Source organism: Xanthomonas sp. A1809 (assembly GCF_017746015.1).
GTDB classification, from domain to species: domain Bacteria; phylum Pseudomonadota; class Gammaproteobacteria; order Xanthomonadales; family Xanthomonadaceae; genus Xanthomonas; species Xanthomonas euvesicatoria.
In genome coordinates this window covers 563,116-574,764 of record NZ_JAGHWZ010000003.1, presented here as the reverse complement: position 1 = coordinate 574,764, position 11,649 = coordinate 563,116, and the positions used below count along the sequence as shown (strand labels likewise).

Here is an 11,649-nt window from a genome sequence, read left to right as displayed (position 1 = left end):
GGGAAGTGACGCGTGCTTAGGCGTTGACGTGCGCGTGATCGTGCGCAACCGCGGGCGGTGTTGCGGGACCGCGACGGGTCACCCACTTGCGCAGCGCCACGTAGAACACCGGAGTCAGGAACAGGCCGAACAAGGTCACACCCAGCATGCCGGCGAACACCGTGATGCCGGTGACCGAGCGCACTTCGGCGCCGGCACCATGGCCGAACACCAGCGGCACCGTGCCGGCGATGAAGGCGATGGAGGTCATCACGATCGGACGCAGGCGCAGGCGGCAGGCTTCCAGTGCGGCTTCGACAATGCCCTTGCCGTGCATTTCCAGTTCGCGGGCGAACTCCACGATCAGGATCGCGTTCTTGCACGCCAGGCCCATCAACACCACCAGACCCACCTGCACGAACACGTTGTTGTCGCCATTGGTGAGCCACACACCGAACAGCGCAGACAGCAAGGTCATCGGCACGATCAGGATCACTGCCAGCGGCAGGGTCCAGCTTTCGTACAACGCAGCCAATACCAGGAACGCCAGCAACACCGCCATCGGGAACACGATCAACGCCGAGTTGCCTTGCGTGGACTGCTGATAACTCAGGTCGGTCCACTCGATGTTCATGCCGTTGGGCAGCACCTGCGGCGCCATGCTGGACAGCTTCTGCATGGCCTCGGTGGACGACAGCACGCGCGGGTCCGCTTCGCCGATGAGGTCGGCGGCCGGGTAGCCGTTGTAGCGGATCACCGGGTCCGGGCCGTAGGTCTGGCCCAGCGTGACCATGCTGCCGATCGGCACCATGTCGCCGTTGGCGTTGCGCGTGCGCAGGTTGGCGATGTCTTCCACGCTATCGCGGAACTGTCCATCGGCCTGGGCGATCACCTGATAGGTGCGACCGAAGCGATTGAAGTCGTTGATGTAGGACGAACCCAGATAGGTCTGCAGCGTATCGAACAGATTGGTCAGCGGCACGCCCTGCGCCTTGGCCTTGTCGCGGTCGACCTTGGCATCGAGCTGCGGCACGTTGGCCTGGTAGGTACCGATCGGGAACTGCATGCCCGGCGTTTGCGAGATCGCACCGGACATCGCATTGACCGCACTCTGCAACTGGCCATAGCCCAGGCCGGCACGGTCCTGGATGTACAGCGAGTAGCCCGAGCCCTGGCCCAAGCCAAGAATCGGTGGCGGCATGAAGGCGAACGCGAAGCCCTGCTGGATCTGGCTGATGCGTGCGTTGATTTCCGCATTGATCTGCGCGGCGGTGCGGCTGCGCTGACTGAACGGCTTGAGCGTCAGGAACACCGTGCCGGTATTGGGCGTATTGGTGAACTGCAGCGGGTTCAGGCCCGGGAACGCGATTGCGTGATCCACACCGTCGGTCTGCAGCGCGATCTGGGTGATCTGGCGGATCACCTCATTGGTGCGCTCCAGCGACGATCCTTCCGGCAGTTTGGTGCCCGCAATCAGATACAGCTTGTCCTGGGTCGGAATGAAGCCGCCCGGCACCAGCTTGAACATGAAACCGGTACCGACCAGCAGCAGCAGGTAGACCACGAACACCGCACCCCGCTTGCCCAGCGCACGCGACACCGCGCCTTGGTACTTGTGCGAGCTGGTGTTGAAGAAACGATTGAACGGGCGGAACAACCAGCCGAACAAACGGTCGATCAACCGCGACGGACCATCCTTGGGCGCGTCGTGCGACTTCAGCAGCATTGCCGCCAGCGCCGGCGACAAGGTCAGCGAGTTGATCGCCGAAATCACCGTGGAAATGGCGATGGTCACCGCGAACTGCTTGTAGAACTGGCCGGTCACGCCCGACAGGAACGCCATCGGCACGAACACCGCGCACAGCACCAGCGCGATGGCGATGATCGGCCCGGACACTTCGCGCATGGCCTGATGGGCAGCCGCCAATGGGCTCAGGCCTTCTTCGATGTTGCGCTCGACGTTTTCCACCACCACGATCGCATCGTCGACCACGATGCCGATCGCCAGCACCAAACCGAACAGGCTCAGCGTATTGATCGAAAAGCCCAGCAGGTACAACGCAGCGAACGTACCGACCACCGACACCGGCACCGCCAGCAACGGAATGATCGAAGCGCGCCAGGTCTGCAGGAACAGGATCACCACCAGCACCACCAGCAGCACCGCTTCCAGCAGCGTGTGCACCACCGCGCTGATCGAATCGCGCACGAACACGGTTGGGTCGTACGCGGCCGACCATGCCATGTCCTGCGGGAACTGCTTTTCCAGTTCGGCCATCTTGGCGCGCACCGCATCGGACAATTCGATCGCGTTGGCACCGGGCGACTGGAACACGCCCATGCCCACCGCGTTCTGGTTGTCCAGCTGCGACCGCAGGGTGTAGTTGCCGGCGCCCAGCTCCAGGCGCGCCACGTCGCTCAGGCGCACGATCTCGCCGCTGTTGCCGCTGCGGATGACGATGTTGCCGAACTCTTCTTCGGTGGTGAGGCGGCCCTGCGCATTGATCGAGAGCAGGAAATCGCTCTTGTTGGGCATGGGTTCCGCGCCGAGCTGGCCGGCGGAGACCTGCACGTTCTGCTCGCGGATGGCGGCGACCACATCGCTGGCGGTGAGCCCGCGTGCGGCCACCTTGTCCGGGTTCAACCAGATGCGCATGGCGTAGTCGCCGGCACCGAAGATCTGGATCTGTCCCACGCCCGGCAGGCGCGACAGCTCGTCCTTGACCTTCAAGGTGGCGTAGTTGCTCAGGTACAGCGAGTTGTACTTGCCCTTGGGCGAGGTCAGATGCACGACCATGGTCAGCGTCGGCGATTGCTTCTGTGTGGTCACGCCCTGGCGACGCACGTCCTCGGGCAGACGCGCCTGCGCCTGGCTGACGCGGTTCTGCACCTGCACCTGCGCCTGGTCCGGATCGGTGCCGGGCTTGAAGGTCACGGTGACCACCAGCACGCCGTCCGAGCCGGCCACCGACTTCATGTACATCATGTTTTCCACGCCGTTGATGGCTTCCTCAAGCGGCGTGGCAACGGTCTCGGCGATGACCTTGGGGTTGGCGCCCGGATACACCGCGCGCACCTGCACGCTCGGCGGCACCACTTCTGGGTATTCGCTGATCGGCAGCAGCGGCATGGCGATCAGGCCGGCCGCGAAGATGATGATCGACAGCACCGCGGCAAAGATCGGCCGGTCGATGAAAAAACGGGAAAAGTCCATTGGGATGGTCCTGAAAGAGGTTGCCGCCGGGTGGCGGCGCGGCACAGCGGCCCCGGGCCGGCCTGATGACGAGGCCGGCAGTCATGAGCTGCGATGCAGCGATACAGCAGTACAGCCATTGCAGGTGGTGCGCTGTCGCCAGGCAGGCGCGACAGCGCGCAACGCGCGTTGGCGATCCCTAGTTGGAAGCGGTGCGCTTGTCCGCCGCCGGCGCCATGGCCACGGTCTTGGCGTCCACCGGCATGCCGGGCATGAAGATCTTCTGCACGCCATCGACCACCACGCGGTCGCCGGCGGCCAGGCCGCTACGCACGATGCGCAGACCATCGGCACTGCGGCCGAGCTCCACATCGCGGCGCTGCGCCTTGCCGTCCTTGTCCACCACGTACACGTACTTGCGGTCCTGGTCGGTGAGCACGGCCTTTTCGTCGACCAGCATGGCCTTGAACTGGCCGCTGCCCAGCAACTGCACATGCGCATACAACCCCGGCGTGAATTGCCGTTGCGCGTTGTCCAGTACCGCGCGTACGCGGATGGTGCCAGTGCTGCGGGTCACCTGGTTGTCCAGGAAATCCACGCGACCGGTGTGCGGGAAGCCCTGCTCGCCGACTAGCCCGATCCGCACCGGCAACTCGCCGCCACGTTCGTCCGGGCGCTCGCCGTTGCGGGCCATCTGCGAATAGCGCAGGAAGGTGCCTTCGTCGGCATCGAAGTAGACGAATACCTTGTCCAGCGACACCAGGGTGGTCAGCACGCTGGCGCTGTCGCCGGCCGTGACCAGGTTGCCGGCGGTGACCATCGCACGCCCGGCGCGGCCGTCGATGGGAGCGCGCACGCGCGTCCAATCCAGGTTGAGCCTGGCGGTGTCCACCGCGGCCTGGGCGGCCTGCAGGTCGGCATCGGCCTGATCGGCGGCGGCGCGGCGCTGCTCCCAGGTTTCGGTGGAGATGGCCTGCTGCTCGGACAATTTGCGTGCACGCGTGGCTTCGCTACGTGCCAGCGTGGCCTGGGTGCGGGCACGCACCAGCGACGCGTTGGCACGCGCGAACTCGGCGCGGTAGCTGCGCTCATCGATGGTGAAGAGCACATCGCCCTTCTTCACCTCTGCACCTTCGGTGTAGTTGACCTTGTCGATATAGCCGGACACGCGCGGACGCAGTTCCACGCTTTCCACCGGCTCGATGCGGCCGCTGAATTCGTCCCATTGGCTGATCTGCTTCATCAACACCGGCGCGACGCTGACGCTGGGCGGCGGCGGTGCGCCGGTCTCGGCGGCCTTGCTGCCGCAGCCGGCGAGCACGACCGCAAGCACGGCGCCCGCCAACACGGTACGCAAGGGAAAACGGAACGGGGTGGCGTTCGTGGTCATGGGGAAATCTCTCGGGTGGGGATGGGAAATTGCAGACCGGCCAGCCGGCTGGCCGACGGTGCGGCCGGCGGGCGACGACTCACGGTCACGATGGCTTGTCCGGGTTGGCCAGGCCCGGCAATCAGGGAAACAGCGGCGCGGCCGACGTCCACGGCGCGGATCCATTCCGGACAGGCGTCCTTGACGCGGCCGGGCGTGCAGACCGGCTGCTCGACCGAGAGCAACTGCACGCGGACGCCCAACGGCTTGGCTTCCTCGTGCAACACCTGGGCAAGCATGCGGGTGGCTGAGGCCGCAACCGAACGATCGCCATGCGCCGACCAGGCGCGCAGCGCGCACGGACTACCAAGCAGCAGATAGCGGCCGCCGCCGTCGGCCTCGGCCAGCAGCGGCAGCAGGTGACGGGCGGCAGCCAGATGCGGCAGCACGTCGCGCTCCAGGCGACGACGCAGGGCGGCCACCGGCCGATCCACCAGCCGCCCAGCCTTGGGCGGGCTGCCCAGACTGGCGATCACCGCGCCCAGCGGTCGGTGCCGCTGGGCCAGTTCGGTGGCCAGGCGCTGCGCAGATGCATCGTCGGCCACCGATCCCTGCACGATGTCCAGCAGCGGGGAGCGACCGTGCTGCGCACGCAGTGCGTCCAGCTTGGCGGCGTCGCGCCCAATCACCACCGTTGGCATACCGGCGTCCAGCAATGCAGAGACGATGCCCATGCCCACGTTGCCCGCGCCGCCAATGACGGCCGTCTCGGATTGAACCATCCCGCTCATGGGATTTTCGCTCCCGAGATCGGGATAATTCCACGGCGTGCCCAGCGCGCCTGCAGTCCAGTCCGCTGCGCAGGCGCGCCGCCAGCCTGCCGCCGTGGCGAGCTGGAGAATTCGCGCAAGGCACTGTCGTACGACCGCTTTTCCGTGGAAACGACCGGATCGAAGGCGCTTTCGATCGCACTGCGCTGACTGGAAGACACGCCGAAAACGTTGCACAACCACATGGCCGTGCTCCTGCATGGAGGGGATGCCGCATAAGTTAGGCTTCAAAGCAGCACTTGATTAGTCCGGATTTAGGGGAATAATCGTCCCGCAAGCGGTCTAATCCCTCCTGACCCCCGGAAGGCATCCCATGACTCACGATCTCAACGACACCTTGATCTTCGTCAAGGTGGTCGAACAAGGCAGCTTCATCGCCGCCGCCAATGCGCTTGGCCTGCCCAAGACCACCGTCAGCCGCAAGGTGCAGGAACTGGAAACCCGGTTGGGTGCGCGCCTGTTGCATCGAACCACCCGCCGCATCGGCCTGACCGAAGCCGGCTCGGTGTACCACGAACATTGCCAGCGCATCGCGCGCGAACTGGAAGAAGCCGAAAGCGCGGTGGGACAGCTGCAATCGGGCCCGCGTGGCTGGCTGCGTTTTACCGTGCCGTATTCGCTGGGCATTACCTGGATCGCGCCGTTGCTGGGCGAATTCCACGCGCAATACCCGGAAATCCAGCTGGACATGCATCTGGGCAACGAGAAGCTGGACCTGATCGGCGGTGAAGCCGATCTGGCATTGCGCGTTGGCGCGCTGCCCGACTCCAATCTGGTGGCGCGCAAGCTCGGCAGCTTGCGCACCCAGGTGTTCGCCAGCCCCTCCTACATCGAACGCTATGGCGAGCCGCTGCATCCGGACGAATTGCAATTCCATCGCACGCTCGCCTTGCGCAAGAACCGCAACGTGCACAACAACCGCTTTTTCTGGTCGCTCAGCGACGGCAGCGATGTACGCGATTTCCCGGTCAATCCGCTGATGGTGGCCAACGATCCGGCCGCGCTCAACGGTGCGGTGTTGTGCGGCGAAGGCCTGTTGCTGACTGGCGATGTGATGGCCAAACCGTTCGTGCAATCGGGCCTGGTGCGTCGCGTACTGGCCGGTTGGACCGGGCCTGAGGTGGACTTCAACGCGGTGTTCGCCGGCGGCCGATTGGTGTCGCCGAAAGTGCGGGCGTTCGTGGACTTTTTGGTGACGCGCATGAATTTCGATGCGGATTACATGATGGCGCAGTGCCCTGCCCGCCTGGCCGCACAAAAGGCCGACAACGATGCGAAAGTCGAAGTGGGCGCAGACGCGGAGTTGCGTGCCGAAGGCAAGCGAATCTTGGAAAACGTCACGGCGTAGTGCCGGATCGACTGCGCCGGCGGTGGTTGCCGTCTGGCGCAGTCCATAAGTTCATCGATGCAACCCAGTGAATGCATCTCTGTCACAACACGCGTACGCCGACGACAGCTCGGTCGCTTTGCAGATGATCTCACTACCGTCAGCGGTGAGTTGGGAAAGATCGAGACGTCCGTCGTGGCGTCGTTGGATGCGATCACCCGATGAGCGCAAAGCCGACTCGGTCGCGCGCGGTGCCCTCGCCGCTCGCGGGACACGCCGTCAACCCATCCATGGGGGCTCGATGGCGGCACCCATGCCGCCAACGGTTCCAAGCGGCGAGGACACCGCACCAGAACGTTGGTCGGTCGCGCGGAAAGCGGCCCATCGTAGGAAAGGGGATGGAGATACCTTCTCGCCTGAGCACCGCGAGCTAGCCGCGCCTCCTTGAATCGCTAGCGAACGCATCTATCGCTTGCACAAATACAGCGACCAACTCGATTGGTCCTTGCCCGCTCACCGTCGCGGGACCCTTGGCGGCATGGATGCCGCCACGGAGCTTATAGGGACGTACTTGCAGCGTATCCCGCGATGGTGAGCGAGCAAGGGCCCTGCAGCAACGCTCAGATCCGCGCTTCGAAGTTCCACAGTTACGCCGACACATTCGCGCCGATGACGTGAGAAAGATCGAGACCTCAAAGCCGTGCAGACCAGCCGTTCTAAATCCAAGCGATTGGTTCGCTGCTCTTGATCCACCATGCAGCAAAAAAACAGGCCGCTTTCGCGGCCTGTGTTGCGTACATCAGCACATCGCAGGTGAGTCATCCGACCCGCCACGATTCACTGCATCTCCTCAACGCATGCCGGTGTTGCTGGCCGCGCCTTCGGCACGCAACGGAATCAGGCGGATTTCGACGCGACGGTTCTTGGCGCGGCCGGCATCGGTGGTGTTGTCGGCAATCGGATAACGCTTGCCGGCGCCCATGGTTTCCATGCGCTCGCGCTGCACACCTTGCGCGGTCAGGTATTGCGCTACCGCGCTGGCGCGCTCTTCGGACAGGCGCTGATTCACCGCATCGCTACCGACGCTATCGGTATGCCCCACCACTTCCACCATGGTCTGGTTGTACTCGCGCAGGGTGGAGGCCACGCCGTTGAGCGCGGTGTAGAACTGCGGCTTCAATGCCGACTTGCCGAAGTCGAAGGTGATGCCGTCGGGCAGGTTCAGGCTGATGTTGTCGCCCTGGCGTTGTACTTCGATACCGGTGTTGGCGGTGCGCTCACGCAGCGCGCGCTCCTGGCGGTCCTGGTACTGGCCGATTGCCGCGCCGCTCAGTGCACCGATGCCAGCGCCGACCATTGCGTGCTGACGACGCTCGGTGGCGCTGTCGCCGGTGAGCAGGCCTGCAGCCACACCAATGGCGGTACCGATCAGCGCATTGCGGCCGGTCCGATTCTGCTGTTGCGTCTGCTCGCCGTATTGGTCGCGCTGCACATACGAGCCGCCGGTGGCACACGCGGACAGCGCAATGGCGCTGGCCAATGCAACGGCAAGACTCTTGGTGGCTGCTGGGGACATGGTGCTCTCCTATGGCCGGACCATCCGGCGCTCAATCGTGTGCGCGAGGATAAACAGGCCCACGCGACTGGCGCATGATGAAAACTGCCGCAACCCACGTGTAACGGGTGTGCCATTCAGGAAAACGTTTTCGGCGATGACGCGTACACGTGCGCCGCCACATCAGCCAGCGCACGCCAGTACACAGCGCGCATTCCATGCCCTGTTTCGCTCCTCAGACAGCGTTGCGTGCACCGTCCAGAAACAGGCACACGCGCATCGATCAGCAGCGACTAGGCGCGCGATTTCGCATACGCCGCCAACGCCGCATCGCGGCCCTCGGCCAAGCCGATGATCGGATTGCGCGGATACTCCGGTGCAAAGCGAGCCAGCGCCAATGGATGCAACCATGGCGCGAAGCGCTCCTTCACCGCGAGCTTGCCCAGCTCAGGCACCCAGCGCGTGATGTAGGTCGCATGCGGGTCGAATTTTTCTGCCTGCGTCACCGGATTGAACACGCGGAAATAGGGCGCCGCATCGGCGCCGGTACCGGCCACCCACTGCCAGCCCAGCGTGTTGTTGGCCAGGTCCGCATCGACCAGCGTGTCCCAGAACCAGCGCGCGCCTTCGATCCAGTGGATACGCAGATGCTTGCACAAAAAACTGGCGACGATCATGCGCACGCGGTTGTGCATCCAGCCGGTATGCCAGAGCTGACGCATGCCGGCATCGACGATCGGAATGCCGGTGCGGCCGCGTTGCCAGGCCTGCAATGCAACCGGATCGACCGTTGCCCAATCGAATCCTGCAAAGCGCGGGTTGAGATTCTGGTTGGTGGTGTCCGGGAAGTGATGCAGCAAGTGATACGCAAAGTCGCGCCAGCCCAGCTGCCGGATATAGCCATCGATTTCCGCGCCATTGCGCGCAGTGCGATGCGCCTCCAGGGTACTGGCAATCCGCCACGGCGCAATCTCACCAAAGTGCAAATGCGGCGACAGTTGCGAGGTGCCGACGCGATCGGGGCGATCGCGGTTTTCGCGATATCCCGACAACGCGCCGTCGATAAAGATCTCCAGCATTTCGTGCGCGCCGGCTTCGCCGGGCTGCCAGTGCTCCCAGAAGCCCTGGTCCCACTGCAGGCCCGGCACCAACTGCAGCGTGTCGAGCGCATCGGTCTTCAAGCTCGCAGGCAGCGGCGGCAGGCGACGCGGCGCGTCCATGGCGGCGGGCAATTGCAGCTGCGTCAGCGCATTGCGCCAGAACGGGGTAAACACCTTGTAGGGGCCGCCCTGCTGCGTGGACAACTGCCACGGTTCGAATAGCAGCGCGGCATTGCAGCTCTGCACCTCGATGCCGCGCTCGCGCAGGTCGCGCTTGATCTGCGCGTCGCGCGGCTGCGTGGCCGGCTCGTATTTGCGGTTCCAGTACACCGCCGCCGCACCGGTCTGCGCGATCACCTCATCGAGCACCTGCGCGCTGTTGCCGGAGCGAATGACCAGGCCGCTGCCGAGCGCGCGCAGGGCACCGTCCAGCGCTGCAAGCGAACGATGCCGCCAGGTGCGCGACGCGGCGCCAGGCGTCCATTCGCCCTCTTCGTGCGGCGCATCGATGTACAACGGAATCGGGTGATGCCCAGCATCGAGTGCGGCGCGCAAGGCCGGGTTGTCTTCCAAACGCAGATCGCGACGGAACCAGACGATGGCGTATGACATACGAGCTCGGCAGCAAACGGTGAGGCTGCGCAGCATAAGCCAGCGGGCGCAACGATGGCGCGATGCCGGGCGGTGGATGACCACCCGGCCGTTCCCCGGCAGCGCTTACTCGAAACTGCCCACCGAGTCGTGCGCCAGGTTGTCGAAGCGGGTGTACTCGCCGAAGAACTTCAGCTTGCACGAGCCGGTCGGTCCGCCGCGGTGCTTGCCGATGATGATTTCGGCCAGGCCCTTGTCCGGCGAATTTTCCTTGTTGTAGTAATCGTCGCGGTAGATGAAGACGATCATGTCCGCGTCCTGCTCGATAGCGCCCGACTCGCGCAAGTCCGCCATTACCGGGCGCTTGTCGGTGCGCGTTTCCAACGAGCGGTTGAGCTGCGACAACGCAATCACCGGCACGTTGAGCTCCTTGGCCAGGCCTTTCAGCGAGCGCGAGATTTCCGAAATTTCGGTCGCGCGGTTTTCGCTGTTGCCCGGCACCGACATCAGCTGCAGGTAGTCGATGACGATCAGGCCCAGGTCGTGTTCGCGCTTGAGCCGGCGGCACTTGGAACGCAGCACTTCCGGCGACACGCCCGGGGTGTCGTCGATGAAGATCTTGGTTTCCTTGAGCATCTTGATCGCGCCGGTCACGCGCGCCCAATCCTCGTCTTCCAGCGCACCGGTACGCAGGCGCTGCGCATTGATGCGGCCATTGGAGGAAATCAGGCGCATGGCCAACTGCGAGGCCGACATTTCCATCGAAAACACCGCCACGCCCTTCTTGGACTTGATCGCGGCGTATTCGGCAATGTTCAGCGCAAAGGTGGTCTTGCCCATCGCCGGACGCGCCGCCAGGATGATCAGGTCGGTCGGCTGCAGGCCGGCGGTCATCGCATCGAAATCGGTGTAGCCGGTCGGCAAGCCAGTGATGTTGCCGCCGTTTTCGAAGCGGTTGCGCAGCTCTTCGAAGGCATCCTTCAATGCCCCGGGCATGGCCACGAAATCGGTGCGCCCGCGCGCGCCGGCTTCGGCGATCTTGAACACGGCCTTTTCGGCCGAGGACAGCAACTCGACGCTGTCGCGCCCTTCCGGCTGAAAGCCGTCGTTGACGATGTTGGTGCCCACCTCGATCAACTGCCGCAGCACTGCCTTGTCGCGCACGATTTCCGCATACGCGGCGATGTTGGCCGCCGACGGTGTGGTGCTGGCCAGCTCGATCAGGTACGCACCATCGCCCACCTGCTCCAGCTTGCCCTGCGACTCGAACCATTCGCCCAGGGTCACTGCATCGAACGGGCGGTCCTTCTCGTTCAGTTCGCGAATCGCGCGGTAGATCAGCCGATGGTCGCGCCGGTAGAAGTCGTTTTCGGTGAGCTGGTCGTTGACGCGGTCGAACGCGTCCGGCGCCAGCATCAGGCCACCCAACACCGCCTGCTCGGCCTCGACCGAATGCGGCGGTACCCGCAACTGGTCCAGACGCGGCTCGGGACGATCGTAATCGTCGTCGTCGCGATCGCGACTGCGCTTGGAACGGAAACCAGGACGAGCGGACATGGACAAACAAACCTGACGCAGGGAGACGAGGGCAGGAAGCATAGTCATCGGCGCGGCCGGCGACCATGCACAACTCTGTGGATAACTGGTGTATAGCCGGTGCATCCACGTGCTACGCGCCGGCCGTCGCAGATGCCGAGACCCTTGC

The 11,649-nt window shown here is 64.4% G+C and carries 8 protein-coding genes; 1 reads left to right on the top strand and 7 read right to left on the bottom strand.

Going from position 1 to position 11,649, the window contains the following annotated elements; all coding sequences use genetic code 11:
• Positions 1 to 16: 16 nt before the first annotated feature.
• The 4 genes from J7396_RS03595 to J7396_RS03580 all read right to left on the bottom strand — a co-directional run bounded on the left by J7396_RS03595 (position 17) and on the right by J7396_RS03580 (position 5,556).
• The gene (locus J7396_RS03595; RefSeq protein WP_008577268.1) at positions 17 to 3,193 is read right to left on the bottom strand and encodes an efflux RND transporter permease subunit; all 3,177 of its coding nucleotides are present in this window, start codon (positions 3,191 to 3,193) and stop codon (positions 17 to 19) included.
• 178 nt (positions 3,194 to 3,371) lie between these two features.
• Positions 3,372 to 4,562: an efflux RND transporter periplasmic adaptor subunit gene (locus J7396_RS03590; protein ID WP_008577270.1), complete on the bottom strand. Its 1,191-nt coding sequence runs from the start codon at positions 4,560 to 4,562 to the stop codon at positions 3,372 to 3,374.
• The gene (locus tag J7396_RS03585; protein ID WP_209260966.1) at positions 4,559 to 5,332 is read right to left on the bottom strand and encodes an SDR family NAD(P)-dependent oxidoreductase; all 774 of its coding nucleotides are present in this window, start codon (positions 5,330 to 5,332) and stop codon (positions 4,559 to 4,561) included. Before J7396_RS03585 ends, J7396_RS03590 begins: the two co-directional genes overlap by 4 nt.
• Positions 5,329 to 5,556, bottom strand: a complete 228-nt coding sequence (locus J7396_RS03580) for a hypothetical protein (RefSeq protein WP_031421913.1) — start codon at positions 5,554 to 5,556, stop codon at positions 5,329 to 5,331. The genes J7396_RS03585 and J7396_RS03580 overlap by 4 nt, the downstream gene beginning before the upstream one ends.
• Before the next feature lie 128 nt (positions 5,557 to 5,684).
• Here J7396_RS03580 and J7396_RS03575 point away from each other — a divergent pair, with 128 nt between their 5' ends.
• The gene (locus J7396_RS03575; RefSeq protein WP_005925689.1) at positions 5,685 to 6,719 is read left to right on the top strand and encodes a LysR family transcriptional regulator; all 1,035 of its coding nucleotides are present in this window, start codon (positions 5,685 to 5,687) and stop codon (positions 6,717 to 6,719) included.
• Between the two features lie 829 nt (positions 6,720 to 7,548).
• On the opposite strand, the gene J7396_RS03570 is transcribed toward J7396_RS03575, so the two are convergent.
• From J7396_RS03570 to J7396_RS03560, 3 genes are all read right to left on the bottom strand, one after another.
• Entirely contained in the window at positions 7,549 to 8,274 is a 726-nt protein-coding gene (locus J7396_RS03570) for an OmpA family protein (RefSeq protein WP_007966703.1), read from the bottom strand.
• Between the two features lie 272 nt (positions 8,275 to 8,546).
• Positions 8,547 to 9,965 carry a deoxyribodipyrimidine photo-lyase gene (locus J7396_RS03565; RefSeq protein WP_029819067.1) on the bottom strand — a complete coding sequence of 473 codons (1,419 nt, stop codon included), beginning with the start codon at positions 9,963 to 9,965 and terminating at the stop codon, positions 8,547 to 8,549.
• A 105-nt stretch (positions 9,966 to 10,070) separates the two neighbouring features.
• On the bottom strand, positions 10,071 to 11,501 hold the full coding sequence (locus J7396_RS03560) for a replicative DNA helicase (protein WP_014089789.1): 1,431 nt from the start codon (positions 11,499 to 11,501) through the stop codon (positions 10,071 to 10,073).
• Positions 11,502 to 11,649: the final 148 nt, after the last annotated feature.

Coding starts and splice junctions, on each gene's coding strand:
- J7396_RS03585 (WP_209260966.1), bottom strand. CDS start 5,332: ATGAGCGGGATGGTTCAATCCGAGACGGCCGTCATTGGCGGCGCGGGC.
- J7396_RS03595 (WP_008577268.1), bottom strand. CDS start 3,193: ATGGACTTTTCCCGTTTTTTCATCGACCGGCCGATCTTTGCCGCGGTG.
- J7396_RS03575 (WP_005925689.1), top strand. CDS start 5,685: ATGACTCACGATCTCAACGACACCTTGATCTTCGTCAAGGTGGTCGAA.
- J7396_RS03580 (WP_031421913.1), bottom strand. CDS start 5,556: ATGTGGTTGTGCAACGTTTTCGGCGTGTCTTCCAGTCAGCGCAGTGCG.
- J7396_RS03570 (WP_007966703.1), bottom strand. CDS start 8,274: ATGTCCCCAGCAGCCACCAAGAGTCTTGCCGTTGCATTGGCCAGCGCC.
- J7396_RS03565 (WP_029819067.1), bottom strand. CDS start 9,965: ATGTCATACGCCATCGTCTGGTTCCGTCGCGATCTGCGTTTGGAAGAC.
- J7396_RS03560 (WP_014089789.1), bottom strand. CDS start 11,501: ATGTCCGCTCGTCCTGGTTTCCGTTCCAAGCGCAGTCGCGATCGCGAC.
- J7396_RS03590 (WP_008577270.1), bottom strand. CDS start 4,562: ATGACCACGAACGCCACCCCGTTCCGTTTTCCCTTGCGTACCGTGTTG.